The organism is Mycetocola sp. Y791 (assembly GCF_059445325.1).
Genome location: NZ_JCAIUC010000002.1, coordinates 769,437 through 795,596, shown reverse-complemented (window position 1 = coordinate 795,596; position 26,160 = coordinate 769,437). Strand labels below are relative to the sequence as shown.

29 protein-coding genes are annotated in these 26,160 nt (G+C 65.8%); 14 read left to right on the top strand and 15 right to left on the bottom strand.

The window, feature by feature from the left end; genetic code table 11:
• Window positions 1–16: 16 nt before the first annotated feature.
• Window positions 17–760 (bottom strand): MerR family transcriptional regulator, encoded by a 744-nt coding sequence (locus AC1C2N_RS08660; RefSeq protein ID WP_495433658.1) that lies wholly within the window; start codon window positions 758–760, stop codon window positions 17–19.
• Window positions 761–904: 144 nt separating this feature from the next.
• On the opposite strand from AC1C2N_RS08660, the gene AC1C2N_RS08655 reads away from it, so the two are divergent.
• The 5 genes from AC1C2N_RS08655 to AC1C2N_RS08635 all read left to right on the top strand — a co-directional run bounded on the left by AC1C2N_RS08655 (window position 905) and on the right by AC1C2N_RS08635 (window position 5,448).
• Entirely contained in the window at window positions 905–1,204 is a 300-nt protein-coding gene (locus AC1C2N_RS08655; protein WP_483405987.1) for a rhodanese-like domain-containing protein, read from the top strand.
• Between the two features lie 140 nt (window positions 1,205–1,344).
• Window positions 1,345–2,262 carry a DUF4097 family beta strand repeat-containing protein gene (locus AC1C2N_RS08650; protein ID WP_483405988.1) on the top strand — a complete coding sequence of 306 codons (918 nt, stop codon included), beginning with the start codon at window positions 1,345–1,347 and terminating at the stop codon, window positions 2,260–2,262.
• The gene (locus tag AC1C2N_RS08645) at window positions 2,259–2,888 is read left to right on the top strand and encodes a PadR family transcriptional regulator (protein WP_483405989.1); all 630 of its coding nucleotides are present in this window, start codon (window positions 2,259–2,261) and stop codon (window positions 2,886–2,888) included. The genes AC1C2N_RS08650 and AC1C2N_RS08645 overlap by 4 nt, the downstream gene beginning before the upstream one ends.
• A 119-nt stretch (window positions 2,889–3,007) precedes the next feature.
• On the top strand, window positions 3,008–5,053 hold the full coding sequence (locus tag AC1C2N_RS08640; RefSeq protein ID WP_495433656.1) for an APC family permease: 2,046 nt from the start codon (window positions 3,008–3,010) through the stop codon (window positions 5,051–5,053).
• Window positions 5,054–5,250: 197 nt separating this feature from the next.
• Window positions 5,251–5,448 (top strand): DUF3073 domain-containing protein, encoded by a 198-nt coding sequence (locus AC1C2N_RS08635; RefSeq protein WP_108391919.1) that lies wholly within the window; start codon window positions 5,251–5,253, stop codon window positions 5,446–5,448.
• Between the two features lie 77 nt (window positions 5,449–5,525).
• Here the strand turns inward: AC1C2N_RS08635 and AC1C2N_RS08630 are convergent, their stop codons facing one another.
• The 7 genes from AC1C2N_RS08630 to AC1C2N_RS08600 form a co-directional block, all read right to left on the bottom strand.
• Window positions 5,526–5,888: a TIGR02611 family protein gene (locus tag AC1C2N_RS08630; protein ID WP_495433655.1), complete on the bottom strand. Its 363-nt coding sequence runs from the start codon at window positions 5,886–5,888 to the stop codon at window positions 5,526–5,528.
• Window positions 5,889–5,972: 84 nt separating this feature from the next.
• On the bottom strand, window positions 5,973–6,476 hold the full coding sequence (locus AC1C2N_RS08625; RefSeq protein ID WP_483405992.1) for a MarR family winged helix-turn-helix transcriptional regulator: 504 nt from the start codon (window positions 6,474–6,476) through the stop codon (window positions 5,973–5,975).
• Window positions 6,477–6,544: 68 nt separating this feature from the next.
• Window positions 6,545–6,793, bottom strand: a complete 249-nt coding sequence (locus AC1C2N_RS08620; protein WP_483405993.1) for a hypothetical protein — start codon at window positions 6,791–6,793, stop codon at window positions 6,545–6,547.
• A gap of 86 nt (window positions 6,794–6,879) precedes the next feature.
• A complete protein-coding gene (locus tag AC1C2N_RS08615) occupies window positions 6,880–7,041 on the bottom strand; it encodes a hypothetical protein (protein WP_483405994.1) in 162 nt (53 codons plus the stop codon).
• Window positions 7,042–7,191: 150 nt separating this feature from the next.
• Window positions 7,192–8,649 (bottom strand): amidophosphoribosyltransferase, encoded by a 1,458-nt coding sequence (gene purF, locus AC1C2N_RS08610; protein ID WP_483405995.1) that lies wholly within the window; start codon window positions 8,647–8,649, stop codon window positions 7,192–7,194.
• Between the two features lie 39 nt (window positions 8,650–8,688).
• Window positions 8,689–9,804: a phosphoribosylformylglycinamidine cyclo-ligase gene (gene purM / locus AC1C2N_RS08605; RefSeq protein ID WP_495433652.1), complete on the bottom strand. Its 1,116-nt coding sequence runs from the start codon at window positions 9,802–9,804 to the stop codon at window positions 8,689–8,691.
• A 14-nt stretch (window positions 9,805–9,818) separates the two neighbouring features.
• On the bottom strand, window positions 9,819–10,232 hold the full coding sequence (locus tag AC1C2N_RS08600; RefSeq protein WP_483405996.1) for a hypothetical protein: 414 nt from the start codon (window positions 10,230–10,232) through the stop codon (window positions 9,819–9,821).
• Window positions 10,233–10,326: 94 nt separating this feature from the next.
• Between AC1C2N_RS08600 and AC1C2N_RS08595 the strand changes: the two genes are divergently transcribed.
• Window positions 10,327–11,115, top strand: a complete 789-nt coding sequence (locus tag AC1C2N_RS08595; protein ID WP_483405997.1) for an EI24 domain-containing protein — start codon at window positions 10,327–10,329, stop codon at window positions 11,113–11,115.
• Window positions 11,116–11,488: 373 nt separating this feature from the next.
• Here the strand turns inward: AC1C2N_RS08595 and AC1C2N_RS08590 are convergent, their stop codons facing one another.
• Window positions 11,489–11,854: a sterol carrier family protein gene (locus tag AC1C2N_RS08590; RefSeq protein ID WP_483405998.1), complete on the bottom strand. Its 366-nt coding sequence runs from the start codon at window positions 11,852–11,854 to the stop codon at window positions 11,489–11,491.
• 19 nt (window positions 11,855–11,873) lie between these two features.
• On the opposite strand from AC1C2N_RS08590, the gene purD reads away from it, so the two are divergent.
• Complete coding sequence (purD, locus tag AC1C2N_RS08585; protein ID WP_495433650.1) at window positions 11,874–13,163, top strand: phosphoribosylamine--glycine ligase; 1,290 nt, start codon at window positions 11,874–11,876, stop codon at window positions 13,161–13,163.
• A 33-nt stretch (window positions 13,164–13,196) separates the two neighbouring features.
• Here purD and AC1C2N_RS08580 read toward each other — a convergent pair whose 3' ends face one another.
• Complete coding sequence (locus AC1C2N_RS08580) at window positions 13,197–15,428, bottom strand: hypothetical protein (RefSeq protein ID WP_495433649.1); 2,232 nt, start codon at window positions 15,426–15,428, stop codon at window positions 13,197–13,199.
• 197 nt (window positions 15,429–15,625) lie between these two features.
• Here AC1C2N_RS08580 and AC1C2N_RS08575 point away from each other — a divergent pair, with 197 nt between their 5' ends.
• The 5 genes from AC1C2N_RS08575 to AC1C2N_RS08555 all read left to right on the top strand — a co-directional run bounded on the left by AC1C2N_RS08575 (window position 15,626) and on the right by AC1C2N_RS08555 (window position 20,751).
• The gene (locus AC1C2N_RS08575) at window positions 15,626–16,525 is read left to right on the top strand and encodes a phosphoribosylaminoimidazolesuccinocarboxamide synthase (protein ID WP_495433648.1); all 900 of its coding nucleotides are present in this window, start codon (window positions 15,626–15,628) and stop codon (window positions 16,523–16,525) included.
• Window positions 16,526–16,535: 10 nt separating this feature from the next.
• Window positions 16,536–17,993, top strand: a complete 1,458-nt coding sequence (locus AC1C2N_RS08570; RefSeq protein ID WP_495433646.1) for an MFS transporter — start codon at window positions 16,536–16,538, stop codon at window positions 17,991–17,993.
• 18 nt (window positions 17,994–18,011) lie between these two features.
• On the top strand, window positions 18,012–18,506 hold the full coding sequence (locus AC1C2N_RS08565; protein WP_495433644.1) for a GNAT family N-acetyltransferase: 495 nt from the start codon (window positions 18,012–18,014) through the stop codon (window positions 18,504–18,506).
• 42 nt (window positions 18,507–18,548) lie between these two features.
• Window positions 18,549–19,439 carry a VOC family protein gene (locus tag AC1C2N_RS08560; protein ID WP_495433643.1) on the top strand — a complete coding sequence of 297 codons (891 nt, stop codon included), beginning with the start codon at window positions 18,549–18,551 and terminating at the stop codon, window positions 19,437–19,439.
• A 91-nt stretch (window positions 19,440–19,530) separates the two neighbouring features.
• The gene (locus tag AC1C2N_RS08555) at window positions 19,531–20,751 is read left to right on the top strand and encodes an alpha/beta hydrolase (RefSeq protein WP_483406005.1); all 1,221 of its coding nucleotides are present in this window, start codon (window positions 19,531–19,533) and stop codon (window positions 20,749–20,751) included.
• A 49-nt stretch (window positions 20,752–20,800) separates the two neighbouring features.
• On the opposite strand, the gene AC1C2N_RS08550 is transcribed toward AC1C2N_RS08555, so the two are convergent.
• A complete protein-coding gene (locus AC1C2N_RS08550) occupies window positions 20,801–21,424 on the bottom strand; it encodes a response regulator (RefSeq protein WP_483406006.1) in 624 nt (207 codons plus the stop codon).
• On the bottom strand, window positions 21,421–22,671 hold the full coding sequence (locus AC1C2N_RS08545) for a sensor histidine kinase (RefSeq protein WP_483406007.1): 1,251 nt from the start codon (window positions 22,669–22,671) through the stop codon (window positions 21,421–21,423). The genes AC1C2N_RS08550 and AC1C2N_RS08545 overlap by 4 nt, the downstream gene beginning before the upstream one ends.
• Before the next feature lie 114 nt (window positions 22,672–22,785).
• Here AC1C2N_RS08545 and purS point away from each other — a divergent pair, with 114 nt between their 5' ends.
• Window positions 22,786–23,040: a phosphoribosylformylglycinamidine synthase subunit PurS gene (gene purS, locus AC1C2N_RS08540; protein WP_483406008.1), complete on the top strand. Its 255-nt coding sequence runs from the start codon at window positions 22,786–22,788 to the stop codon at window positions 23,038–23,040.
• A gap of 2 nt (window positions 23,041–23,042) precedes the next feature.
• On the top strand, window positions 23,043–23,738 hold the full coding sequence (gene purQ, locus AC1C2N_RS08535) for a phosphoribosylformylglycinamidine synthase subunit PurQ (protein ID WP_483406009.1): 696 nt from the start codon (window positions 23,043–23,045) through the stop codon (window positions 23,736–23,738).
• A 90-nt stretch (window positions 23,739–23,828) separates the two neighbouring features.
• Here the strand turns inward: purQ and AC1C2N_RS08530 are convergent, their stop codons facing one another.
• The 3 genes from AC1C2N_RS08530 to AC1C2N_RS08520 all read right to left on the bottom strand — a co-directional run bounded on the left by AC1C2N_RS08530 (window position 23,829) and on the right by AC1C2N_RS08520 (window position 26,126).
• Entirely contained in the window at window positions 23,829–24,317 is a 489-nt protein-coding gene (locus AC1C2N_RS08530; protein ID WP_495433641.1) for a GyrI-like domain-containing protein, read from the bottom strand.
• Between the two features lie 91 nt (window positions 24,318–24,408).
• A complete protein-coding gene (locus AC1C2N_RS08525; protein ID WP_495433744.1) occupies window positions 24,409–25,218 on the bottom strand; it encodes an ABC transporter permease in 810 nt (269 codons plus the stop codon).
• Between the two features lie 2 nt (window positions 25,219–25,220).
• Window positions 25,221–26,126, bottom strand: coding sequence for an ATP-binding cassette domain-containing protein (locus AC1C2N_RS08520; protein ID WP_495433640.1), 906 nt, complete (start codon window positions 26,124–26,126; stop codon window positions 25,221–25,223).
• Window positions 26,127–26,160: the final 34 nt, after the last annotated feature.

The window sequence follows — 26,160 nt, the reverse complement described above, 5'->3', positions numbered from 1 at the left end:
CAGGTTCACCACGCCGTTACAGGTTGTGGTCCGCGAAGAGCGCGAGGGCGTCGCGCACGAATTCAGCGCCCCTGATGCCGCCGTAATTGGCGGCGAAGCGCTCGTCGACGACATACATCTCGCCGAGCCCCGTCACGTACTCCTTGATCGCCCCCGGGGTACCCGGGATCGATGTGAGCCACTCGACATGGCGCCGGGCCAGCTCCTGCGCTTCGCGGCTGTCGGGAGCGACCCCCGATTCGGCCGCCGCGGTCCAGTCCGAGCCGAGCGCTGCTGAGCGCGCCTGCCACTCGGTCTTCTCCGCATCGCTCAGCGACCTCCACCAGGAGTCGCCTGCCGCATAGGACTCCGTGCCCCAGCATTCCTCGACCTCTTCCTTGTATTGCGTGTGGTCGAACCCGTCAAACATGTTCTCTGCCATCAGGTGTTCACCCCTTTCCAGTTTCCGTATGGTGTCTTCGACCGACGCGACCTGCAGCTCGAGTCGGTCCTGTTCTTTTCGCAGCCACGCGAGGTGACCGCGGAGGGCGCCAGTGGCATCCGTCGCCTGTGCAAGCACCTCGCCGATGGCGGGCAGTCCGAGCCCGAGATCGCGAAGAAGCAGGATGCGCTGCAGGCGCACGAGTGCCGCTTCGTCGTAGTACCGGTATCCGTTGTCGCCGATCCTGGTCGGGGTCAGCAGCCCGATATCGTCGTAGTGACGAAGCGCCCGCGAGGTCGTGCCCGCGTGGCGTGAGATCTCCTGAATCGACCACTCCATGACCGCTGCTCCTTCTCTGTCCTGTTCGAGGCCACGCTAGAGGTTGACGCTGCGTCAAGGTCAAGCGGGATCCCGGATCGGTTTTGCGGATGCCGCGCGGCAAGCGGAGAATCGCAGGATACGTTCTGATCGATTGGACCCCACATGGACACCATCACCGTCTCCGAACTCGCCGCGCTCGATGGCGCCACAGTCATCGATGTGCGCGAGCCAGACGAATTCCAGCAGGTGCGCGCGGCTGGCGCCATCAACATCCCGATGAGCCAGATCATCGACAGGATCGACGAACTCCCCGAAGACGACACTCTCTACCTCATCTGCGCCCTCGGCGGGCGGAGCGCGAAGGTCGCCGAATACCTGGAAAGTCGCGACTACGCCGTCGTCAACGTCGAGGGCGGGACCCACGCCTGGACCGACGCCGGCCTGCCGGTCGAACAGGGTTGATCCGGCTCCTCAGCTGAATCCTGAGTATTGCTCGAGGCCTCTTGCCCTCCGCGAAAACGCGATATATCGTGTTCGGAACGAGATATATCTCGTCTTCCACAGACGGCGACCCCTGATGGTCGGCAGGAGAAGGATCAACAATGTCACTCGAAAAATGGATAGTGCTCCCCGGGGAATCCCGGGTCATCGACGTGGAGCTTGTGCGCAAGCTCAAGGTCGGCATGATCGGCGGCCAGATCGACATTCTCGGCCACGATGAGCCCGGCGCCCGCGTCGAGGTGCACAGCGTTTCCGGCAAAGAGCTCAAGGTCTCAATCGACGGCGACGTGCTCGAAATCGACCACCCTCAACTCGGCTGGGACAACTTCCTCGAGGTCTTCAAATCGTTCGGCTCGAACTCCGCGAAGGCGCAGATCAGCGTGCTCGTGCCTCGGAAGATCGCGCTGACGTTCGGCATGGTGTCGGCGGGAGCGTTGATCTCCGGCCTGACGACCAGTGCGCGCCTCTCCACGGTCAGCGGGGAACTTCAGATCGAGTCGGTCACGGGCGACCTCGACCTCAACAGTGTGTCCGGTGAGATCAGCGTGCAGTCCCACGTCGGCGCGATCAACGCGCACAGCATCTCGGGCGACATCACTGTGGCGGGCGAGATCAGCCGGTTCACGAGCGACACCGTGTCGGGAAACGTCTTCATCGACGCCTTCGGCCGGTGCGACCGGATCTCGACGAACGCCGTCTCCGGCAGCCTCACCGCACGGCTCCCCGCGCACACAGGCACGAAATATGTCGTCAATACGGTCTCTGGCACCCTCCAGCTCGACAACTCAGTGATTCGGGGCACGCGCGGTCGCGGGTTCTCAAGCACGACAGAGGGAGACGGCAACTTCTACACCGACGTGCTCGCCAATTCCGTTTCCGGCAGCGTCTCCGTTGTACGCAGGAGCGACGCGGAAGACGGTCAGACACCCCAGTCGGGCGCCTCGACAGGTGCCTCGACGGGTGCCTCGACTGAACCGGAAAGCGATGACGATGCCTTCATAAGTGGTGGCCACGCATGAGCCCGGTGTTCGGCCACGGCAGCTTGCGCCTCTACCTGCTGAGCCTCCTGGCCGAGGGCCCCAAGCACGGCTATGAGCTGATCCAGGCACTCTCGGAACGGTTCGGTGGCACCTACTCACCGAGCGCCGGCACGATTTATCCCCGGCTCGCGAAGCTCGAAGAAGAAGGGCTCGTCACCAAGTCGAGCGACGGCCGCAAGACCGTTTACTCGATCACGGACGCAGGCCGCCACGAACTCGAGAACCGTCGCGTCGACCTCGACGCAATCGAACTCGAGCTGACGGATTCGGTCCGCCGCCTGGCCGACGAGGTTCGTACCGGTGTGACGCACGCGATGCGCACCCTCAAAGCGGATCTGGCATCCGCCGCCCAACAGGCCAAGCAGTCGGCAACGAGTGCGCCGTCCGTCTCCACCGACGACGCGGCACCGCGCACGGCGAGTCGCATCGCTCTTCACGACGCCGACACCGTGCTCGCCGACTTCCGTCAGGCCATCCGGTCGGAGTTGCGCGGGCATGTCAGCGCCGGGGGCGACGTGACCGACGACGTCGTGCGGCAGTTGAAAGACGAGCTGGACCGCGTGCGCGCCACGGTGAGGGAATCACTCGGCGGACTTAAGAGCTGATGCCCCGCCGCCAGGGAGCCGGTGACCCACTCATCGAGATGCGTCACCGGTTCCTGATCGTGCGCTGAACGCTTCAGCGCCGTCACCTTCCCGCTCTTGACTCTGGGTGGCGAAGGAGTATGTTCGCGCTCGTGACTATTCCGGGTAAGAAACCTGGGTCTGACAGCCGACAGGTCAAACGCATCCTCATCGGCGAGCCTCTCCCCACAGCACACCTGGACGGACAGTTGCTGCCCAAGCGACTTGCCCTGCCCATTTTTGCCAGCGACGCGCTGTCGTCGGTGGCATACGCCCCTCAGGAACTCCTGATGATCCTGACACTCGGCGGACTCGCGTTCCTGAGCTTCGCGCCCTGGGTGGCGGCGTGCGTCATCGTGTTGCTGCTCGTCGTCGTCGCCAGCTATCGGCAGCTCATCAAGGCCTATCCGTCCGGCGGCGGTGACTACGAAGTCGCGCACAAGAATCTCGGTGAGAAAGCCGGACTCGTTGTCGCCGCGGCTCTTCTTGTTGACTATGTGCTCACCGTGGCGGTGTCCGTGGCATCCGGCGTCGACAACATCATCTCCGCCCTCCCCGTGTTCAATCCATGGCGGGTCGAGCTGGCCGTCGGATTTGTGGTGCTCCTGATGGCGGCGAACCTTCGCGGCGTCAGGGAGTCGTCCAAGGCGTTTGCCGCACCCACCTACCTGTTCATCGCCAGCGTGTTCGTCATGATCGTTGTTGGCCTCATGCGAACGGCCGTCGGCGATGCGCCGGTGGCGGAGAGCGCTGCTTTTACGGTCGAAGGCGAGAGCCTCACCCAGGCAGCCTTCGTTCTGCTCCTCCTCCGAGCCTTCTCAAGCGGGTGCAGTGCACTCACCGGCGTCGAAGCGGTGTCGAACGGCGTGCCGGCGTTCCGCCGCCCGAAGGTGAAGAACGCCCAGGCGACTCTCGTACTGATGGGCGGAACAGCCATTGTTCTGTTCGCCGGGCTGACCGCCGTCGCACTCATCGCGCAGGTGCACTACGCCGAGGATCCTTGTCACCTCATCGGGTTCGCGAACTGCGAAACGGCACCGCAACCGAGCCTGATGGCCCAGGTGGCCGCGGCGGTCTTTGGGGCGAACAGCATCCTGTTCTACCTGATCCAGGCGGCAACCGCGTGCGTTCTGCTCCTCGCCGCCAATACCGCGTTCAACGGATTCCCCCTCCTCGGAGCCGTGCTCGCCCGCGACTCCTATGCCCCGAAGTCACTCAACACCCGCGGGGACCGGCTCGTCTTCTCCAACGGAATGATCGTGCTCGGGCTCGCGGCCTGCGCGATTCTGGTCGTCTACCAGGCCAACCTCACTCTGCTGATCCAGCTGTACATCATCGGGGTCTTTGTGTCATTCACGCTTGGCCAAACCGGAATGGTGCGGCATTGGGTGCGGCTGCTTCGGACAGGCGCGACGAATCGGGGCGAGATCATGCGCGCGCTGGCGATCAATGCCGGCGGCGCGTTGCTCACTGCGGTCGTGCTGATCGTCGTGACCATTACCAAATTCACCCACGGTGCCTGGCTCGTCTTTCTGCTGATCCCCGTGCTGTACACGCTCATGCTCGGGGTGAACCGCTACTATCGCGACGTCGAGCAGGAGATAACCGTCGACGACACCACGACATTTGGGGCTGCCGGCGACCTCGCCGTGGTGCTGATCAACAAGATGCAAAAACCGGCACTCAAGGCCCTCGACTACGCGATCGCGGCGCGTCACCAATCCATCGTCGCCGTGCACATCGCCGTCGACGACGAAACCACGCAGGAGCTCGAGCGACAGTGGGCAGAGCACGACATCCGCGTTCTGCTCGTGGTGCTCGAATCGCCGTATCGCGAGGTTGCCACTCCCCTCATCGATTACATTGCAAGGTACAGGGAGAAATGCGGGCCAACGGTCGTCACCGTGTATATGCCGCAGTACATCGTCGGTCATTGGTGGGAGAGCCTGCTTCACAACCGACGCGCCAACCGAATGCGACAGCAACTCATGCTCGTCCACGGCGTCACCATCGCCCTGGTGCCATGGCTGCTCGATTCTTCCGAGCTCATCTACGGGCGTCGGTCGCGGCCGCTCCCCGGACAGGCGCGCCGCGGCGAGCCCGTTCGACCGGTGACCCGAGTAGCGCTGCGCCCGCCGCGCCGGTAGGCCCGCTCCTGGCGAAGAATCCGCGCCGCCAACGTCGCGGCTGACGACGATCGACTGCCCGCAGCTTTGTGCCAGACAACGGCGGGTAGCCAAGGTCCGCCATGCTAAGATCGAATTTAGTCTTTATCGTTCCCTGGTTGGCTAAATCACAGGGCGGATCTCCACCGCCTCGCTACTAATTCGTAAGGGGGTCTCGCATGGGGCGTGGCCGTCAAAAGGCAAAGCACACGAAGATCGCACGTGAGCTGAAGTCGTTTAGTCCCGACGTGAACTACGACGCTCTTGAGCGCGAGCTCACGGGGCACTCCGACGACGAGTCGTACGCAGGCGAGGCAGCGAAGTGGGCGGAATACGCCGACGACTACAAGGCAGCGGACGAACCCAAGCGCGCGTAACCGCCGCAGAGTTCGGTGTCGCATTAATTCTGCGCCGCATTAGTTCTGCGCCGCATAGATCAGTGTCGCCGAGATCGTCATTGACCAGGCGTCTGCACGCAGCCCGTTGCGCGAACTGATTTGCGCGCGTTCCACCATGCCCAGAAGCGCGACAACTGGCGCTTGACGAATGCCGCGAGCCGCCTGGCCCACGCGAACTCGGTTCCGAGTATGGCGAGCCCGAGAAAGACAACGAGCCAGCCAGGCCCCGGCAGGGGAACGAGCATGAGGCCGACGACGGCAATCAGTCCGCCGAGAATACCCACGCACGTGCGGTAAGCGTGTCGGAGCCTCGGTCGATCGTCGATCCACGCTCGCGCGCGGCCGAGCATCCGCCGAACAGGCCGGTCTGGGCTTTCGCCGGCGGCGATGTCACGGGCGAACTCGTCCTCTGAAACCATCCCCACACGCTATATCGCGAGTCTGTGATTCCGCCACGAACCGGGGCGCACCGGGATCGATGGCCAGTCCTGGCCCACGGTTGGCTACTGGTTGTCAGCAGACTCGAGTCGCTGGGTGACCTCGGAGAGCACCCGCTCAACCACCTCAGCGTCGGAGGGCGAGAGCGCCTCCATCGACTCGACCACCGAGAGGTGGAAGTTGCCGTATGACCCTTCGATGTTCTTCGCCCCTGCGGCGGTCGGCTGCAGGATCCAGGCGCGTCGATCGGTCTTGTGGGCGAGACGGTCGAGGTGCCCGAGTTCCACGAGGTGGTCCACGATCTTCGTCACTGCGGCACTCGAGAGACCGAGCATGACTATGAGGTCCTTTGGACCCATCTCACGACCCTCGCGTTGCGCCTGAAGCAGGTATCGCATCGCGTGGAATTCGTTCTTGCTGAGCCCGGAGGCCTTGCGCACACGCTCGATGCTTATTTCTTCAGCGCGGTGGAGACGGAGTACCGCCTGGACCGCACCGAGAGCGGTTGCGCGGTGCGGTTCGCGGGCGTAGAGGTGCTCGGCTTCGTGTCGAACGACGTTGAGGGGCATGCCACTCGCGTCCTTTCTGGGGGGTCAGAACCGGAAAGAACCGGCCATCATCGCCCGAGCCAGTCAATTCAAGGCCGGTCGCGTTGCTCCACGAGGAGAGACGCGAGGTGAGCCTCCAGTTTACGCTGCGCAGTCGGCAGGTCGGAGAAGTCCCCGATATAACGGGCGAAGGTGTCGCGAACGAAGTAGTGCTCGCCCTGCTTGTCGATCGTCCCACCGAAGTAGCCGAGGTAGGACGCTGCCCAGAAATCGGTGTCGGCGAGGCGCCACTCGGCGGTGGCGTGCGCTTCGGGTTCCTCCGTCGCCGCCCACGTCATTGGGGCGGAAGGGGAACTCTCCAGGAGTGTCATGCGTTTGTGTGCTTTCGTCGTGCGTGTGTTGTGAGTGGCGCGGATGCTGCAGCCTAGTTCCAGCCGGAACCGAGGACCATCATGATGGTCACGCTGACCACCGAGAGAAGACCCGTTGCGCTTGCCAGCGTCATCAGAACCTGGTCGCGAGCGGCCTCGCGGACCTCGGTAAAAGGGCTGTGCAGCCGACCGGTGTTTCGGTGTGTAATGCTCATGTGCTCTCTCCCGTCGTTAGAAAAACTCTCTCACGAAGTAAGAGTTTTACGGAAGAACATTGTCGGCTCTTGACATTGTTTACGCCATGTGCGAGTTAATCACAGACCGCCGAACGGCAGTCACCCAGCGACGCAGCCCGTCAGATCGGGCTAGGAGAGCTGGTTGCGCTCGACCCACTCGAGGTACTCGGGGGTGACGGTACCCGTGACGTACTCCCCCGTGAAGCAGCTCATCTCAAGCTCGGTGACATTCGAGCCCTGGATGATGGCATCCTTCATGTCAGCCACCTCCTGGTAGATCAGGTGGTCGGCACCCAGCTCTCGGGCGATCTCCGGGATCTTGCGGTTGTGGGCGATGAGCTCGGAGCGGGACGGCATGTTGATGCCGTAGACGTGCGGGTATCGAACCGGCGGGGCCGCTGAGGTGAAGGTGACCTTGTTGGCGCCGGCTGCCCGTGCCATGTCGACGATTTCCTTCGACGTTGTTCCCCGCACGATCGAGTCGTCGACGATGAGGATGTTCTTCCCCTTGAACTCCATCGACATCGCGTTGAGCTTCTGGCGGACACTCTTCTTGCGCTGTGCCTGACCCGGCATGATGAACGTGCGGCCGACGTACCGGTTCTTGTAGAAGCCCTCGCGGTACTCGATGCCGAGTTTCTGGGCAACCTGCATCGCAGCGGGGCGCGACGAGTCGGGGATGGGCATCACGACGTCGATGTCTCCCATCGGCGCGTACTCGGCGATGGTCGTCGCCAGGCGGTCACCGAGCCGCAGCCGGGCCTCGTAGACGGAGATTCCGTTCATGACGGAGTCCGGACGAGCCAGGTAGACATACTCGAAACTGCATGGGACGAGTCGCGGGTTCTTCGCGCACTGCCGCGAGTACATCTCCCCGGACGTCGTGATGAAGATCGCCTCGCCCGGCGCGACCTCGCGCACGACCTCATAACCGGCGCTCTCGAGCACGAGCGACTCGCTCGTGACGATCCACTCGTCCCCAACGAGCCCGGCGGAGCGCCGGCCGAGAATGAGCGGGCGGATGCCATACGGGTCACGGAATGCAAGAAGGCCGTGTCCCGCAATCATGGCGATTGCTGCATACGACCCCTCTACCCGCTCGTGTACCTGCGACACCGCGGTGAAAACCTGGTCAGGGTCGAGTTCAAGACCGGTGATCTGCGACTGAAGTTCGGTGGCGAGGACGTTGAGCAGCATCTCGGTGTCGCTCGTCGAGTTCACATGGCGGCGATCGATGTGGAACAGGTCATCGGCGAGTTCGCGGGTGTTCGTGAGGTTGCCGTTGTGCACGAGGATGATGCCGTACGGCGCGTTGACGTAGAACGGCTGGGCCTCCTGCTCGTTGTCCGCGATGCCCTTCGTGGCGTATCGAACGTGGCCGAGGCCCATCTTGCCGAGGAGGGACCTCATGTCGCGAGTGCGGAACGCTTCGCGCACCTGCCCCTTGGCCTTGTGCATGTGGAAGGTCGGGCCGTCGGCCGTTGCGATGCCGGTCGAGTCCTGCCCGCGATGCTGCAGCAGCAGCAGAGCGTCGTAAACCTGCTGATTGACCGGCTCAGGGGAAACGATGCCGACGATGCCGCACATACCTAGCGGGCTCCTTGCGTTGCGGTGGTCTTGGGGGTGTTAGTGCGAGTAGGTTCCGACGAGTCGGACGGCACCGCCGTCGACGCCCTTGGCGCCCTGTTCAAACCCGCTGAAGTCCCGTGCTCCCGTGTGCACGGTTCCGGCCTGCCAGGCCGGGATGCCGCCAGCGGCGAGATCCGCGATGACCGCGTTGACGGCATCCGCCTTGACGATCGCGAAGAATCCAATGCCCAGATTCCATGTTCCCTCTGCGCTCTCGAGGGACGAACCGGCCATGTCGCTGAGCGTCCGGAAAACGGGGGCGGGCGACCACGTGCTTCGGTCGACCTCGGCCCAGCTGCAGGCGGGGAGCACGCGCGCGAGGTTGGCGGCGATGCCACCGCCCGTGACGTGCGAGAGGGAGTGGATGGCGCCCGGGTGGCGGGCGATCAGGTCGAGGAGCGGCGTGGTGTACAGGCGGGTCGGCTCGAGGAGCACTTCGCCGACGAGACCGCCGAGTTCGGATGATGTGTCGGTGAACGCGACGCCGCGCTGGGCGAGAATGTGCCGCACGAGCGAGAATCCGTTGGAGTGGAGCCCCGACGACTCGAGGGCGATCACAGCGTCGCCGTCTTCGACGCGGTGTGCGCCGAGCAGGGCGTCGGCCTCGATCACGCCGGTGGCAGCTCCCGCGACGTCATAGTCGTCTGGGCCGAGCAGGCCGGGGTGTTCTGCCGTCTCTCCGCCGACGAGTGCGGTTCCGGTTGCGGAGCAGGCGCGGGCGATGCCAGCAACGATGTCGGCGATGCGCTCGGGCACGACCTTGCCGCACGCGATGTAGTCGGTCATGAAGAGCGGCTTCGCTCCGACGACGACGATGTCATCGACCACCATGCCGACGAGGTCCTGGCCGATGGTGTCGTGCTTGTCGATCGCCTGGGCGATCGCGACCTTGGTACCGACGCCGTCGGTGGACGTCGCCAGCAGCGGCCGGGTGTATGACGTGAGGAACGACACGTCGTAGAGTCCGGCGAACCCGCCGAACCCGCCGAGAACTTCGGGGCCGTGCGTGGCGGAGACCGCCTGCTTCATCAGCGAGACGGCGAGATCTCCCGCCGCGGTATCGACGCCGGCTGCACGATAGCTCGTTGAGCCGTCGTGGATCGTGGAGTTCATGCTCACGCGTTGCCCTAGCTGGTGGGGGGAAGTTGCGGGGGATGGTGCTCGGTTGACGCGTCGGAAACCGGCTTTTCGGCATCCGTCCGAGCATCGATTTCCTCAGCTCGGGCCACGTGCACCTCTACCCTATCGGCTCGTACGCTGTGCACCTTCCGCCCGACGAGCCGCTCGAGCAGGATCGCGAGCAGACCGAAGAGACCGACGCCGACGGCCACCCCGATGAGGAGGAGGAAGCCGAAGACCTGGAGGCGACCGAAGTCGGGGTTCTCGGGGAAGGCGAGCGTGAGCACGAACGCGGCAATGGCTCCGAGGAGCGCGCCGAGCAACATGAAGTTGGCGTACCGCGGTGAACGTCGGACCTGCACTGTCGCAGGCTCTTCGGAGAAGCGTTCGGGGGCAGCGGGCCGCTCTGGCTCAGAATTCATGCTCCTATTCTCGCCCATCAAGCTGTGCCACCGCCCGGCAAACCGGATTGAACGCCGCCGCGCCGGGTGCGGGCCGGACCGCTAGCCTGATGGCATGACTGATCAGAAGACGAAGACCGGGTTCGTGTCGGGATTCGCCATGGGCATCCGTCTGCTTGGGCGAGGGTTTCGCCTGTGGGCCACCTCACCGCGGCTGATGCTGATCGGGGCGATTCCCGGGCTGATCACGCTCGTCCTGATCGTCGCCGCCGCGGTGGCGCTCGCGCTCAACCTCGAGAACATCGCAACCTTCGTCACGCCGTTCGCCGAGAACTGGGACGAGGTGTACCGCACGGGGATTCGCATCCTCGTGATGGCTGCGCTCGTCGGTGCCGGACTGATGATCTTCGTCTACAGCTATGCCGCCATTACCCTGCTGATCGGCCAGCCCTTCTTCGAGAGAATCTCCGAGCGCGTTGAACAGTCACTCGGGGGCGTTCCGCACGAGGTCGAGGCTCCGATTCTCGCGTCGATTGCGCGGGGCATCGGCGAATCGATCCGGGTTCTTGCGGTCACCATTGGGATCGGTATCGGATTGTTCCTGCTCGGCTTCGTTCCCGTGATCGGCACGCTGCTCGCGTGGCTGCTCGGTGCGGTTACCGGTGGCTGGTTTCTCGCGCTCGAATTGTCGACCGTGGCGTTCGAGCGGCGTGGACTCGCGCTCGCCCAGCGCCGGGCGGCCCTCCGCGCGCAGCGTTCGACGACGCTCGGCTTCGGTGTCGCCGTCTTCCTGCTCTTCCTCGTGCCGTTCGGTGCGCTCGTCACCATGCCGGCTGCGGCGGCGGGGGCGACGCTCCTGGCGCGCCGGTCGCTCGGCGAGCCCGACGCCCTCCCCGGGCGCTGACCCCGGCTCGCTTTCGTCGCGCGGACGCGCGCTAACGGAGAGCCCGAGCCCGGCGCGCTTCGTCGAGCGCGCCATATCCATGCTCGCGCTGCAGAAGTATGTGCAGCGCGGGCATGCATCTGTAGCGCTCGGCGAGCCGGGCGCGCGCGAGCGAGCGCCGGGCGCGAGCGGGCACGAGCGGGCGGGCACGCGGGCGTGAGCGGGCACGAGCGGGCGGGCACGCGGGCGTGAGCGGGCGGGCACGCGCTCACCGGGCGCCCGGACCCCCCGCACTTCGCCGAGCGCCACATCCATGCTTGCGCTGCAGAAGTAAGTGCAGCGCGGGCATGCACCTGCAGCGCTCGGCGAGCGAGCGAGCGAGGGCGCGAGGGCGCTACCTCGGCAGGCGCAGCACCGGTATGTGGCCCGTGAGGTCGGCACGCTGCCCAGAGGCGAGCACCGCTCCGGATGCCGCCGCTTCAGCCCACGACAATCGTCCCGTCGCGAGGTCCAGCCAGGTGTCCGCACCCATCTCGATGACGTTCGGCGGGGTACCACGGGTGTGCCGCGGTCCCTCGATGCACTGAACGGCCCCGAACGGCGGCACACGGACCTCGAGGGTATTGCCCTCCGAGTGTTCCGCGAGCAACTGAAGCGTGTAGCGCACCGCGGTGGCAATGTCATCGCGGAGGGCTGCCTCGCGGACCGCCCTGTCGACGGCCTCACGCCCGATATCGTCAGCAATCCGTGCACGTGCCATGCGCTCTAGGCTAGTACGCGTGAAGATACTTGTCCTCGGTTCCGGCGCCCGCGAGCACGCCATCATCTTGTCCCTCGTCGGAGAGGATGCCGCACACAGCATCATCGCCGCCCCCGGAAACGCGGGCATCGCCGGCACTGTGCCCACCGTCGACCTCGATCCGAACGACCCGGTCGCCGTCACGAACTTCGCGATCGCCGAGGCCATCGAGCTCGTCATCATCGGTCCGGAAGCACCGCTCGTCGCCGGCGTCGCCGATGAGCTTCGCGAACAGGGCATCCCCGTCTTCGGGCCGGGCAGGGCCGCCGCCCAGCTCGAGGGCTCCAAGACCTTCGCCAAGCGCATCATGGACATCGCCGGCGTTCCGACCGGCCGCGCCAGCCGTGCAGCGACGATCGCCGAAGCCGAAGCCGCCATCGACACGTTCGGCGCACCGTACGTCGTGAAGGCCGACGGCCTCGCCGCCGGCAAGGGAGTGCTCGTCACCACCGACCGGGATGCCGCGCTGGCGCACGCCCGCACCTACCTCGAGCTTGGCAGCGTGCTCGTCGAGGAGTTCCTCGACGGCCAGGAGGTGTCGCTCTTCTTCGTGAGCGACGGGCACACGGTCGTGCCGCTTTCCCCCGCCCAGGACTACAAGCGACTCGGCAACAACGACGAAGGCCCGAACACCGGCGGAATGGGCGCATACTCGCCGCTCCCCTGGCTCGACGAGTCGTTCGGCAGCGAGAGCGCGTTCGTCGCTGAAGTACTCGAGACGATCGCCGTCCCCGTGGTGAGGCAGCTCGCCGAGGAGCAGACCCCGTTCATCGGGCTGTTGTACGCGGGCCTCATCCTCACCTCGAAACGCGACAGCGACTCCGACCGGGGCATCCGGGTGATCGAGTTCAACGCCAGGTTCGGCGACCCCGAAACCCAGGTGGTGCTGCCCCGCCTCGAGTTCCCGCTGTCTGAGCTGCTGTACGCAGCCGCAACCGGAACCCTCAGCACCATCGATCCACCGACGTTCGCGCCAGCATCCGCCGTCACCGTCGTCCTCGCGAGCGAGAACTATCCGGCATCGCCCGTCACCGGCCTGCCGATTTCAGGACTTGAGCAAGCGGATGCCGTTCCCGGCGTTCACATCGCACACGCCGCAACCGCGAAACAGGGCGCCGACCTCGTGTCGACGGGCGGTCGGGTGCTCAGCGTTGTTGCGCTCGGAGACGACTTCACCGAGGCGCGCGCTCGCGCATACGACGCGCTCGGCCTCATCCGGCTTGAGGGCGCACAGTTCCGGACGGATATCGCCGCCCGCGTCGCCGAGTAACCCGAGCCTGATCCCACGAGCCGGCTGACCGGGCTACTCGAGCCAGGTGATCTCGTCGCCGACCTCGTTGGCGTAACCGATCGCGGGAGTGAACACTTCCGGGCTCTCGAAGACCAGCTCGCCCGTTGTGCACTCGTCGCGATCGAGGGTGACCTTCGTGAGCTGGTCATCACTGTCGATGAGCCGGCCCTCCTGCCCATCCTTATTCACCATCACGAAGTCATCGGGCGAAACGGTGCGCTGGGTCTCCGGAGGCAGATCATCCGCATCGGTGTCGCCACCCGCGCAGAATTCGATGGTCGCACTGACGAGGTACTCCGTCTGATCGGCGCCAGGAAAGACCACGTCGAAGTCGCGCGCGGTGATCTCGGTCTCATTCGCGAGACGCACCGTGTCGCCGAACGTCGCCTCCTTCGTGACGGCGGGGCCATCGAAAACACCACGGAGGACAATAAACGCGGTGACGAGCGCAGCAGCGGTCAGCAGTCCAAGGACTCGTGGGAGCCAGTGTCTCGGAGGTTTACTCGATGCAGGTCTGGGACGTCGACCCGATCGTGCACCTGCCGCCGCTGCCGTGGCTGGCGCGGATAGGCCGCCCGGAACGGATGGAACGGCTGAACCGGATGGACCGGCGGAAACGGATGGACCGCCGGACCAGGATGACCCACCTGAGGCCGCTCTGCCGCCGAGGGCAGAAAGCCCTCCTGGCGCCCATCCGCCACCCGGCGCGGACGATCCGCCCGGAGCCGATCCCCCGCCCGGCGCTGGCGGCGGATCGTCCGGCAACCGAACCGCGCTGAGGAACGAGAGCTGCACGACCCCGGCCAGGTGGTAGCCAACGATCTGCATGAGCTGGTCAGGGTCAGGGAACTGGGCAGGTGCAAACGAGACCGTCGCCATCGACTCATCGATGACGGTGAGTGTGCCTGCCCCGTCATTTACGACAGCGAGGAGTCGAGCCGCGTCGACGCCCTCCCACTGAGTCGCCGGGCCCGGCATGTTCTCGGGTCGCCGCGCTGGGAGAAGGATGCTGTTCGGCGTGACCGCGACGGTGGTGACCGGCGTGCCGTTCGCACCGCTGCTGCGGAACTCGTGCGCGCCGTCCAGCTGAGGCTCCCAGAAGCCGACGAGCGGCTCGAGGTCTCCGGGGATCGAACCGAGGTTGAGCCGCGAACCCGTGTCGAGTTCGGCGGGACTGAGGCCGAGCGCAAGGTGGATGGTCTCGGCGGCACAGGCGATGGCATGCCGGATGTCGGCGCTCGTTGCCTGGAGCACCGGATCGAGGCCGAAGACCCGGCGTTCCCGTTCGAGGCGGGGCGACGGCTGACGGCTCACCTCGGCGGCTGCGACGTCCAGCCAGGGATCAGGCACCATGCCGAGGTTTCGGCTGAACTCGCCGAGAAGCATCCGCCGAGTCGCCTCGTCCGGAACCCGGTCTGCCCGGAGGAAGACGCAGTAGTTCGCGCCGAGGCCGACAACAATCCCGCGGATCGTCAGGCCTGCCCTGCTGTTCGCCGGCATGGCCTGCAGCTGTGCCCTGAGCACATCTGCAGCCGCAGCGCCAGCGGGAGTGCGAGGGACCAGGGCGGAGCACAGGACATCCTCATCTGGACGCGGCAGAAGTCCTGCCCGGTTGTTCGCGAGAACGGTCGGGTCAATGCCCGGGGTCAGGTCCGGCTGCGCCGTACCATCGGCCCACGTCACCGGCGCGAAGACTGGCAGGTCCTCCCGAACGGGGAACCCCATGCCCACGAGGGATTCATCGGTCGTAAAGAACACCGCGGGTACGTTCCCCGCTGACGGATCGAGTCGAGCCAGAAGTGCGCTCGCGCGCTCGTGGACGTCGGGAGCGGTGAGTTGCCAGCGCGAGAGCACTGCGGCGTTGCGGCCGGTTCGAACCAGCAGGTCAGCGGGCCAGACAGGCTGCTCGGGACGCACAGGGAAAACATCGTCGGGAATCGCGTCGGCGGAGAGCGTCGGCAACCTCCGCCAGGCGGCTGTGACACCCTCGAGACTTCCGCGGATGGCGATGGTAGCGGTGTCCGAGCGGAGATCGACGAGCCCCTCGGGCACATAGGTCCTGCCGTCGCCCAGCTCGACCGGACGGGTCAGTTCCGCCTTGAGGGCGGCGAGGGCGATCGACAGTGACCCGGCCGCGTCGAGCGGCTCGTTGAGCGTTCCGATTCCGAAAGTGGCACCGACCATGGTCAGCGAGTCCTCCGGGTCGATCAGCTGCCAGTTGTGCCCCGTCCACGCCGTCGACATTCCGCTCCCACATCTCGCTCGCTGGCTCGCCACCTCACGAGCAATTCGACGCCAATAGTATCGCCAGCCCAGCAAGCCTCCCGCCACGAGACCGATCTGCCAAAAATGGCTCCGTAGAACGGCGGATGCCACCCGTCCCGCGCCCTTTGTGGCAAACGGAGGTCGAGCTCGGGATCGAACCCCGCGATAATGGGTCCGTGAGCGAATCGACTGACCTGGCCGGCTGGAAACACGTCTACTCCGGCAAGGTCCGTGACCTCTACGAACGCGCCGACGGCACGGCATCCGACTCTCTCCTCGTGGTCGCGAGCGATCGGGTCAGCGCCTTCGACCACGTGCTCTCCCCCGGCATCCCCGGCAAGGGTGAACTCCTCACCACACTGAGCCTGTGGTGGTTCGACCAGCTGAGCGTGCCCAACCACCTCCTGCCCGACCACGAACTGACCCACGACGGCGGTGTCGCCGAGATCATCCCCCGTGAGGTCGCCGGTCGCGCAATGCTCGTGAAGAAACTCGACATGTTCCCCGTCGAATGCGTCGTCCGCGGCTACCTCACCGGCTCCGGCTGGAAGGAGTACGTCGCGTCACAGAGCGTGTGCGGCATCCCGTTGCCCGCCGGCCTGTCCAACGGCGACCGCCTGTCCGAGCCCCTCTATACCCCCGCGTACAAGGCGCCGATGGGCGAGCACGACGAGAACATCTCGTTCGAGCAGAGCGTCGAGCTCATCGGTGAGGCGGATGCCATCGCGCTGCGCGATCTGTCCCTCGCGATTTACGCCGAGGCGTCCGCCCTCGCTGAGAAACGCGGTGTGATCCTCGCTGACACCAAGTTCGAGTTCGGTCGCGACCGCGCGACGGGCCTCATCACCCTCGGCGACGAGGTTCTCACCTCGGATTCGTCGAGGTACTGGGATGCCGCGGTGTACGAGAGCGCTGCGACGGACGAAGCCCGCATGGCCAGCTTCGACAAGCAGATCGTGCGCGACTGGCTCGCCGCCAACTGGGACCAGACCGGAACGCCACCCGAGCTGCCGCAGGCCATAGTCGAGAAAACGGCAGACCGCTACCGGGAATTGCTCCTTCGCCTCACCGCGTAGAGTGCGAAGGGTGGCTGATACCTCCAAAACCGATGCACACAGCGAACGCGTTAAATGGCAGAGTTTCTGGGTCTGCGCTGGGGTTGCCTGCCTGACGATCCTCGACCTGTCGAAGGTCAACGTCGGCCTGCCGTCGATTGAAGAATCGCTCGGCGGCGGCGCAACAGAACTGCAGCTCATCGTTGCCGGCTACGCACTCGCCTTTGGACTCGCGCTCGTGCCGTCCGGTCGGCTAGGTGACCTCAAGTCGCGCCGCAACATGTTCCTGATCGGACTCACCTCGTTCATGCTCGCGAGCCTGCTGTGCGCGCTGGCGCCGAGCATCGAGATCCTCGTCCTCGGTCGCATCCTGCAGGGAGTCGCGGCGGGCATTCAGATGCCGCAGGTGCTCGGACTGATCCAGCAACTGTTCCAGGGCGCCGAACGGGGACGGGCTTTCGGCCTGTTCGGCGCGACGATCGGCTTGTCGACGGCGTTCGGACCGACGGTCGGTGGCCTGCTCATCGCGGTCGGCGGACTGGAGAACGGCTGGCGGCTCCTGTTCTGGATGAACATCCCGCTGAGCCTCCTCGCAATCTGGTTCGCCTGGCGGCTCCTGCCCAAACGACAGATCCACGAGGGTGGGGCATCGAGCCTCGACGTCACCGGCATCCTGTTGCTCGGATTCGCCACCTTCAGCCTGATGCTGCCGTTCGTCCTGACAACGGGCGGCCCGGATGACGACCCCCGCCGCTGGCTCTGGCTCATCGGGTTTGTGGTGGCCGGTGCCGCGTTCGTCTGGTGGGAACGCCGCTACCTCCGCATCGGCAAATCACCAGTGGTGCACTTCGGGTTGCTTCGCCTCGCGTCGTACCGCAACGGCATCCTGATCGCGACCGCATATTTCGCCGCGATCCCCGCCATGTTCCTCATCGTCACTCTGTTTCTGCAGCAGGGCCTTGGACTCGAGGCCGTTTTCGCGGGAATGGTCTCGATCCCGTTTGCTCTCGCCTCGGCGGTGACGTCGTGGCTCGGCGGCCGCCTTGTCAACACACAGGGCAGGAAGATCGTCGTGCTGGGCGTCGCGCTCGCGGCAACCGGCATCGGCTCCACCCTGCCGATCGTCGCGTTCACACCGGAAGAGTTGACGCCGTGGCTGCTCGCCGCTGTGCTCACCATCGCCGGAGCTGGTGGTGGCTTCGTCATCTCACCGAACCAGACGCTCACGCTCCAGGAGGTTCCGGTCACCCAGGGCGGCGTCGCAGGCTCGGTGGCGCAGGTGGGCCAGCGCGTCGGCACGGCGATCGGCGTCGCCGTCGCTTCGAGCACATTCTTCGCGACGCTGTACGCCGAGCAGGGAGTCGAGACGACAGAGGCGATCTATCGGGATGCTTACGGCCGCGGAACGCTCATCATTGTCGGGTTGCTCGTGGTTGCGCTCGTGCTCAGCCTGCTCGACCTCCGCAAGCGCACCGTCGCGGCCGCCTGAGTACGTCGGAGACGATCCATGCAGCATGACGAGCCCGTTCTCGCCATTGAGCGGCGCGAATACTCGCACCCCGACGTTGGCCGACTCATCGGCCAGCTTCAGGATCTGTACGTCAGCATCTATGGCGGATCCGACGAGACCCCCATCGACGATGCCGACTTCCAGCCTCCGCGCGGAGTCTTCGCCGTAGGCTACGTCGGTGATGAACCGGTCGCAATGGGCGCCTGGCGCAGCGTCGAAAGTGCCAGCGCCAGCGGCATCGGAGAGCTCAAACGGATGTTCGTCGACGAACGTCACAGGGGCCGCGGCTACTCCCGCGCAGTCCTGTCCTGGCTCGAAAACTCGGCTCGCGCGCACGGGGTGACATTCATGATCCTCGAAACCAATCTCAACCATCCGACGGCAATCGCGCTGTACCGCTCGGCCGGGTATCGCGACATCCCGAACTACGGCCACTACGCCAACAACTCAAGGACCGTGTCGCTCGGCCGGGAGATTGTGCCGGCATCCTGAAGTTTGCGGAATGTTGTCGCTACAACTACCGTTACACCCACCATGACCACGCACCCCTCCCCAGACAAGCTCGCCGCCGACACCGCGATGGGCCCCGTCACCCTGCTGGTTGCCGACCTCGATGCGATGACCACGTACTACACGGATGCCGTCACCCTGCGGATCCTGTCGGCCACCGACCGCACGGTGACGCTCGGTCGCGGCGGCGTGCCAACGGTCATCCTCGAGCACGCTCCCGAACTCCGCCACGCCGCTGCCGGCTCGGCGGGACTGTTCCACACAGCGATCCTCTTCGAGTCCAAAGCGGCTCTCGCGGCCGCACTGTATTCGGTCGCGCGAAAGGCACCGGGAACCTTCACCGGAAGCGCCGACCACCTCGTGAGCATCGCGTTCTATTTCACGGACCCGGAGGGCAACGGCGTCGAACTGTACTGGGACCGCGACCGCACCGAGTGGAGCTGGGTGCACGGTTCCGTTGAGATGGCGACGCTCTACGTCGACCCGAACCAGTTCCTCTCGGAACACCTCACGATCGAGGGACAGTCGACGCCGGGCGATGAGGCAATCTTCGGCCGCACCCAGGTCGGCCACGTCCACCTCTCCGTCGGCGACGTCGCCACGGCACGGCAGTTCTACGTCGACACCCTCGGCTTCGATGCAACCACCTCGCTCGGAAACCAGGCCCTCTTCGTCTCCGCCGGCGGGTACCACCACCACATGGCCATGAACGTCTGGAATTCCCGCGGCGCCGGCCCGCGGATGCCGGCACTCGGCCTTGGCCGCATCGACATCCGGGTACCGGAGGCGGACTCGCTCGGCGAACTCACCGAGCGGCTCACGCACCACAAGGTTCAGGTGCGCGACGATGGCAGGACCGTGAGCTTTGACGACCCGTGGGCGAACCTCATCCGGGTCGAGATCTCCGCTTCCTGAACGGGCCTGTCAGAACCCTTTCCGGGTCGCAAGGCCCGGGTGTCCAGCTATGGAAGTTGATAGCCTCGTGCGACTGAGCAAGGGGAATTTGATGCCACTCGATCCGTACTTCCAGAAGCTGTACCTGGAGCGACGCCGCGACATGGTCGCCGAAACGCGCGGCATCGTCACCGGTTTCCTCACGAGCGCCCTGTCGAAGGTGGTCCCCTGGCGACGGTTCGCCGCGTTCAGGGCCCTTCGTGAATCGCCGGCGGGCACCGTCGGCACGAAAGCCGCTGGGACCGCGGTCGCCGGCCGGGAGGCATCACACGACAAGACGGCCGCGGCGGCGAAATCGGTCTCCCGCGCCCCCAAGCCCGTTCTCACTCCCGCGGAGGTCGCGAAACGCAAGACACCGGCATGGAAGCGCCGGAATGCCCAGAAGTGGGACACCAAACTCTTCGGACGGGTCGGGATCGAACCCCCGGACGTCGACATCACCGACTATCTGGTCGATGTCACCGGTTTCCCGACGGTTCGCGTCCGGGTCTACCGCCCCCTCGGGACGTCACCGACGGATGGAACTGCGCTCCCCGCCGTGCTCGCGTTTTTCGGCGGATCGTTCCAGCTCGGCAGCGTTGAGGACACGAGCGTCGACGCGGCGTTCCGCTCAAGGACCGCTGATGCCGGCGTCATCCACGTCGCCGTCGACTACGCGCTCGCGCCGGAACATCGCTACCCGACGCAGGTCGAACAGGGCTACGCGGCCCTTCGCTGGCTGATCGACAAGGCCGACGAACTGGGCATCGACCCGGACCGGCTCGCCCTCAACGGCACCTCGTCCGGCGGAAACATCGCGGCGAGCGTCGCCCTGCTCAACCGCGACAGGCTCGGACATCCCCTCCGGCTTCAGGTACTCGAGGTGCCGGTGACCGACCTCACCGGCAAGAGCATCGACATGGCTCCGATCCGCGAGATGCGCATCCCGAGCTTCCTGGCCAGGCGCGAGCTCGTCCAGGTCGCTGAGGCCTACCTCGGCGACCGGTCGCGAGCGAGCGAGCCATATGCCTCACCGGCACGAGCGCTCACCCACCGCGGCCTTCCGCCGGCGGTCATCCTCACGGCCGAGTACGATGCGCTGCGCCTCGACGGCGAGGGATACGCGACGATCCTGCGCGCATCGGGCGTCGCCGCGAGCGCCGTTCGCTATCAGGGCGCCACCCACGAGGCAGCGATGTACCGGAAGGTCGTTCCCCTCGCCCGTCGGTGGCACACCGATGTCGTCGCAGCACTTCGCACGCTCCACGAGCCGGCCGAGTCGATCACGGTCTGACGTCCGCACGCTCCACGCGACCGCGCGCTCCTGACGCCTGAGCCGCGGCTCAGGCCGAACGGATCGCTCCGCGTTCCCGGGCGGATGCCACGGCGGCGGTTCGCGAGGAGACCTGCAGCTTGGTGAAGATGTGCACGAGGTGGCTCTTCACCGTCGCCTCGGAGAGGAAGAGCCGCCTGGCAATGTCGCGATTGGACATGCCGTCGGCGACGAGGGTGAGCACCTCGGTTTCGCGCGCGCTCAGCGCATCATCCGGAGCATTCTGGCGGGCCTCAAGCCGACCGGCGACGGTGGGAGCGAGTGCGCTCTCGCCCCGCGCTGCAGCACGCACCGCCGCAATCAGTTCCTCGGGCGGCGCGTCCTTGAGCAGGTAGCCGGCGGCTCCCGCTTCGACAGCACCGAGGATGTCGGCATCCGTGTCGTAATTGGTGAGAACGAGCACGTGCGGAGCACCGGGACGTTCGCGGATGCGCCTCGTCGCGTCTGCCCCCTGCATGCCGCCGCCGAACTGCAGGTCCATGAGCACGATGTCGACGCCGGCGTAACTCCGCGCGACAGCTTCCTCCCCGGATGCCGCCTCGCCGACAACAATCAAGTCGGGCTCGGTCGCGAAGAGCGCACCGAGACCGGCGCGCACAACGGGATGATCGTCGGCAATGAGGAGGCGGATCATGTGCTGACCTTCGGCTGCGTCTCGGATCGGATGGCGGAACTCGACTGCAGGATGGGCAGGGTCACGGCGAGCGCTGTCCCCTCCCCCGGCCTCGATTCGATGCTGAGCACTCCGCCGAGGGCGTCGACGCGCTGGCGGATGGCGGTGAGCCCAAAGGTGCCATCGGCTCGAGCGGCTGACGCTGCGAGTTCGGGGTCGAATCCCCTGCCGTCATCGACGACGTCGAGGGAGACGCCGTCTGACTGATAGGTGAGGGTGAGGTCGGCGCGCGTTGCCCGAGCGTGCCTCGCCACGTTGGCGATGGCCCCCTGGGCGATCCGCAGCAGGGTGGCGTCGACGGTCATGGGAAGAGGAACGGGATCGCCCTCGACGGAGAAGTTCACGGTCGTGCCTGCTCCGCCGGCACGGAGGGTCTGCTCGGTGGACGCTGCCAGGCGTTTGAGCGCGGCGGGAAGGGTCCGGTCATCGAGCGCCGGCGGTGTCAGTTCGCGGATGATGCGCCGGGTGTCGACGAGTGAATCGGCCGCGGTTTCCCGGGCCAATTGCAGTTGCTTGAGGCCAGGCCGTTCGGTGTCGAGTCGTTCCGCAGCGTGCAGGAGCAGCTGAATGCTCGACAGCGACTGCGCCACTGTGTCGTGGATCTCGCGGGCCAGTCGTTCGCGCTCGGCCAGCATCCCCGCCGACCGCTCGGCGATGGCGAGCTCGCCGCGGGTCTCGAGCAGTTCGGTGATGAGCTGCTGGCGTTCCTCTGCCTCGCGATACAGCGCCCGATAGCCGAATCCGATGGCGAGGGCGACACCGGCACCGATGAGCGGCCCGATCACGCCGCCAACCGAAACCCCCGAATCAAGGCCGATGGCCAGGATGGTGACCCCCGTCGTCGCCGCCACGACGGGTACCGCAACCTTCGGTGGAAGCACCTGCAGGTAGAGGAAGAACAGCGGGAAGACGATGAACGCGGCATCCGGTGTGATGGAGAGAAGCGCGGCCCACACTCCCGTGAGCAGGGCGATCCACAGCACCGGAACCCAGCGGGACGATGCGACGAACTCGGGCTTGAGGTGGGCGACGAGCGCACCGCCGAGGTAGATCGCGAGCATGAGGACCGCGAGGCCGTGGATGAGCCCGGCGATGGGCGAGTCGGTGATCACCGACCGAACGATGACGACGACGATGAGTGCGATCAGCAGCGAATGCAGCGACCATCGCAATACGGCGAACACCGGGGTGAGGGCGGAGTGATTCATCGTCTCTCTTTCGTTTCGAAATCCTACTTCGACCACCTGTTAAGGGCATCATTCGAAAGTTCGAGGTGCCGATAGGATGAAAGCTCGCCCACCTCTGACAGCCGGGAGACATCCGTGCCCACAATCGTCGTTGAAGTTATGCCGAAGGCCGAACTGCTTGACCCGCAGGGTAAGGCCGTCGCGGGAGCGCTCGCCCGTCTCGGCAAGACCGAGTTCAGCGGGGTTCGCATCGGCAAGCGATTCGAGCTCACCGTCGATGGTCCGGTGACGGATGCCGTCCGCGCGGACGTCGAGAAGATCGCCGACGAGATCCTGTCAAACGCGGTCATCGAAGACGTCGTCGCCATCACCTACCCCGAGGCGGAGTAGCCATGCGCATCGGCGTCATCACCTTTCCTGGGTCGCTCGACGAGCGTGACGCTCAGCGCGCGATCCGCATCGCCGGTGCTGAGCCGGTAGCGCTCTGGCACGGCGAACACGACCTCCACGGCGTCGATGCCCTCGTTCTTCCCGGCGGATTCAGCTACGGGGACTACCTGCGCGCCGGTGCGATCGCATCCGTCTCTCCGATCATGGCCGAGGTCATCGACGCGGCGAACTCCGGAATGCCCGTGCTGGGAATCTGCAACGGATTCCAGATGCTCACCGAAGCACACCTGCTTCCCGGCGGACTCATCCGCAACGATCACGGCCTGTTCATCCGCCGCGACCAGGCTCTGCGCGTGGAAAACACCGACACCGCGTGGTCGACGGGCTTCGAGCCGAACGACGAGATCGTCATCCCGCTGAAGAACGGCGAGGGCGGATTCATCGCCTCCGAAGACGAACTCGATCGGCTCGAGGGTGAAGGACGCGTCGTCTTCCGCTACCTCGGCGTCAACCCGAACGGTTCACTGCGCGACATCGCCGGCATCACCAACGAGCGCGGCAACGTCGTCGGTCTCATGCCGCACCCCGAGCACGCCGTTGAACCCGGCTTCGGTCCCGACATGACGGATGCCATGCGTTCGGGCGTCGACGGACTCACCCTCTTCACGAGCGCGATCCAGGCGCTGCAGGCGGTCTAGCCCCTCCGGTCCAGCAGCTCGATTTGCCAAGAAAGGCTCCCTGCCCGCGGATTTTCCCGCGGCAGGGAGCCTTTTCTGGCAAACGGTCCGTTACGCGCGCACGACCGGTTGCTGCAACTCGGTCACCCACTCCTCCTGCGGCAGCGGCTGTGACACCAGGTACACCTCGCGGCACATCCCCACCGGCGTGTAGCCGTTCGCCTCGATCCAGCCGAACAGTGCTTCCCAGACGTCACCGATGGTTGCCATCACCCCGCGATGAACCCAGGTGACGGCGAGGTCGGTACCCGGAACTTCGGTGACCGTATACCCCGACGCGGATACCGTGGCGGCGGGAACCGGGAACGCCGCGTACGCACGCGCGCCGGCCCCGTCGGTGTCAGGGTCGAGCTCCTCGTACATCGCGAGGGCTTCTTCGCCTGGCGTGACCCCCGCGGACGTGAGGTCGTCGAACAGCCTGTCGAACAACGGCCCGATCACCGGGCTCATGTCCTCAGGTCCGAGACCGGGCGCCGTCGCACTGACCTGAGCGACGACCTGGGGGGACAGCGGCTTGAGTTCCGGAGACAGGACGGTCATGAACGGCTCTCTTTCGATAGCGAACGTTTGCCTGATCATCCGCTTCGCCCCTCTGACGGTCAAGGGGCGACCGCCGAGTTCTGCCCGGCGCCTACGTGACGTCCCGCTTCCACGACACGAAGTGCCCCACGACGGTCAGCACGAGCGCAAGCGCTGCGAGCAGGAGGCCGCCCTGCCACCATTCGAGGGCATCCGTTGTCATCCCCATGGTGAAGAAGCTCGGGGCACCGACGAGCGCATCGCTCGCCGCGCCCGGCAGGAACTTGCCGACGACGGCGGCCCAGTCGGCGAACATGACGATGGTACGGAGCGTCGGTTCGACGAACTGGGTGAACGCGAGGATGACGACGATCGCGGCCACCTGGTTGGGAATGAGCGCTCCGAGGCCGACGCCGATGACGGCCCACAGTCCAAGCGCGAGCACACCGCGGGCCATGAGAGCCCAGGTGTCGCTGTCGCCGAGCTGAGTTTCCATGCCGAAGAGCGCGAGCACTCCCGCGCCAGCACCGACAGACGCGATCACGCCAATCACGCCGTAGACCATGCCGAAGATCAGCAGGGCGACACTTTTCGCTCCGAGCACGACTCCGCGCTTCGGGATCGCGAGGAAGGTGGGCGTGAGCATCTGGTGCCGGTATTCGCTCGTCACGGCGAGCGCACCGAGCAGAACCGGGAAGACGTAGCCGAACGTCGATACCGACCCGTAAAGCATCGGCGCGAGCACGTCGGTCGGCGGTGCCTGGGACGCTTCGACGCCCGTCGTCTGGGTGAGGAAACCGAACACTGCGCCGAGCCCGCCAGACACGGTGCCGACGTAGAGGAACAGGATGATGGCGAGGATCCACCAGATTTTGGTGGTGAGAAGCTTGGTGATCTCCGAGCGGAGCGCGGGAACGAACATGTTCACAGCGATCCCCCCTCTCCGACGAGCGCGAGGAATGAGTCCTCGAGACCCGACTTTTGTCGATGCAGCGAACTCACCTCCACTCCGGCCAGGAAGGCGATGTGGCCGACCTCCCCGGGTTCGAGGCCGGAAACGAGCACACCGGCCCGTGCGATGTCGAACGTGGCGGATGCCGCGGCGAGCGCAGCCGTCAACGCCTCCCGGTTCGGAGAATCAACGATCACCTTCGTCGCGGCCCCTTCGATCTCGAGGCTGGACAGCGGGCCACGGTGCACGAGGGCGCCCTTGGCGATGATGACGACCTCGTCGACCGATTGCTGCACCTCGCTGAGCAGGTGGGACGAGACGAGAACGGTGCGCCCCTCGGCGGCGAGGGTGCGGAGGAAGCCGCGAATCCACTTGATGCCCTCGGGGTCGAGGCCGTTGATCGGCTCGTCGAGGACAAGAACGCCGGGGTCGCCGAGAAGCGCGAAGGCCAAACCGAGCCGCTGCCGCATTCCGAGCGAGTACCCGCCGACCCTGCGTGTCGCGTACTCCGCGAGACCGACGGTCTCGAGAGCCATGTCGACACGTTTCGGGTCGATCCGGCCAGCCTGGGCGTAGACCCGCAGGTGATCACGCGCTGACCGTCCCGGGTGGAAACTCGCGGCTTCCAGTGCCGCACCAACGGTGGTCAGCGGTGAGAGCAGGTCGGGGTACCTGACCCCGCCGATCGTCGCGGTCCCGGATGTCGGGGCAACGAGACCGAGCAGCATCCGGAGCGACGTGGTCTTGCCTGCGCCGTTTGGCCCGAGGAATCCGGTGACCCGGCCGGGTTCAACGGTGAAGGTCAGGTCGGAAACAGCGGCGACAGGTCCGAACCTCTTGGTGAGGCCGGCGAATTCGATGGGTACTCCCGTGGGCATTCTGCTCCTGAAGTAGAGGGGCGGGGTTCCCCCT

Coding starts and splice junctions, on each gene's coding strand:
- purQ (WP_483406009.1), top strand. CDS start 23,043: ATGCGCATCGGCGTCATCACCTTTCCTGGGTCGCTCGACGAGCGTGAC.
- AC1C2N_RS08645 (WP_483405989.1), top strand. CDS start 2,259: ATGAGCCCGGTGTTCGGCCACGGCAGCTTGCGCCTCTACCTGCTGAGC.
- AC1C2N_RS08580 (WP_495433649.1), bottom strand. CDS start 15,428: ATGTCGACGGCGTGGACGGGGCACAACTGGCAGCTGATCGACCCGGAG.
- AC1C2N_RS08525 (WP_495433744.1), bottom strand. CDS start 25,218: ATGTTCGTTCCCGCGCTCCGCTCGGAGATCACCAAGCTTCTCACCACC.
- AC1C2N_RS08615 (WP_483405994.1), bottom strand. CDS start 7,041: ATGAGCATTACACACCGAAACACCGGTCGGCTGCACAGCCCTTTTACC.
- AC1C2N_RS08625 (WP_483405992.1), bottom strand. CDS start 6,476: ATGCCCCTCAACGTCGTTCGACACGAAGCCGAGCACCTCTACGCCCGC.
- AC1C2N_RS08660 (WP_495433658.1), bottom strand. CDS start 760: ATGGAGTGGTCGATTCAGGAGATCTCACGCCACGCGGGCACGACCTCG.
- AC1C2N_RS08565 (WP_495433644.1), top strand. CDS start 18,012: ATGCAGCATGACGAGCCCGTTCTCGCCATTGAGCGGCGCGAATACTCG.
- AC1C2N_RS08640 (WP_495433656.1), top strand. CDS start 3,008: ATGTTCGCGCTCGTGACTATTCCGGGTAAGAAACCTGGGTCTGACAGC.
- AC1C2N_RS08635 (WP_108391919.1), top strand. CDS start 5,251: ATGGGGCGTGGCCGTCAAAAGGCAAAGCACACGAAGATCGCACGTGAG.
- AC1C2N_RS08595 (WP_483405997.1), top strand. CDS start 10,327: ATGACTGATCAGAAGACGAAGACCGGGTTCGTGTCGGGATTCGCCATG.
- AC1C2N_RS08545 (WP_483406007.1), bottom strand. CDS start 22,671: ATGAATCACTCCGCCCTCACCCCGGTGTTCGCCGTATTGCGATGGTCG.
- AC1C2N_RS08590 (WP_483405998.1), bottom strand. CDS start 11,854: ATGGCACGTGCACGGATTGCTGACGATATCGGGCGTGAGGCCGTCGAC.
- purF (WP_483405995.1), bottom strand. CDS start 8,649: ATGTGCGGCATCGTCGGCATCGTTTCCCCTGAGCCGGTCAATCAGCAG.
- AC1C2N_RS08650 (WP_483405988.1), top strand. CDS start 1,345: ATGTCACTCGAAAAATGGATAGTGCTCCCCGGGGAATCCCGGGTCATC.
- AC1C2N_RS08655 (WP_483405987.1), top strand. CDS start 905: ATGGACACCATCACCGTCTCCGAACTCGCCGCGCTCGATGGCGCCACA.
- purM (WP_495433652.1), bottom strand. CDS start 9,804: ATGAACTCCACGATCCACGACGGCTCAACGAGCTATCGTGCAGCCGGC.
- AC1C2N_RS08550 (WP_483406006.1), bottom strand. CDS start 21,424: ATGATCCGCCTCCTCATTGCCGACGATCATCCCGTTGTGCGCGCCGGT.
- AC1C2N_RS08600 (WP_483405996.1), bottom strand. CDS start 10,232: ATGAATTCTGAGCCAGAGCGGCCCGCTGCCCCCGAACGCTTCTCCGAA.
- AC1C2N_RS08630 (WP_495433655.1), bottom strand. CDS start 5,888: ATGGTTTCAGAGGACGAGTTCGCCCGTGACATCGCCGCCGGCGAAAGC.
- AC1C2N_RS08560 (WP_495433643.1), top strand. CDS start 18,549: ATGACCACGCACCCCTCCCCAGACAAGCTCGCCGCCGACACCGCGATG.
- AC1C2N_RS08620 (WP_483405993.1), bottom strand. CDS start 6,793: ATGACGTGGGCGGCGACGGAGGAACCCGAAGCGCACGCCACCGCCGAG.
- AC1C2N_RS08520 (WP_495433640.1), bottom strand. CDS start 26,126: ATGCCCACGGGAGTACCCATCGAATTCGCCGGCCTCACCAAGAGGTTC.
- AC1C2N_RS08555 (WP_483406005.1), top strand. CDS start 19,531: ATGCCACTCGATCCGTACTTCCAGAAGCTGTACCTGGAGCGACGCCGC.
- AC1C2N_RS08530 (WP_495433641.1), bottom strand. CDS start 24,317: ATGACCGTCCTGTCTCCGGAACTCAAGCCGCTGTCCCCCCAGGTCGTC.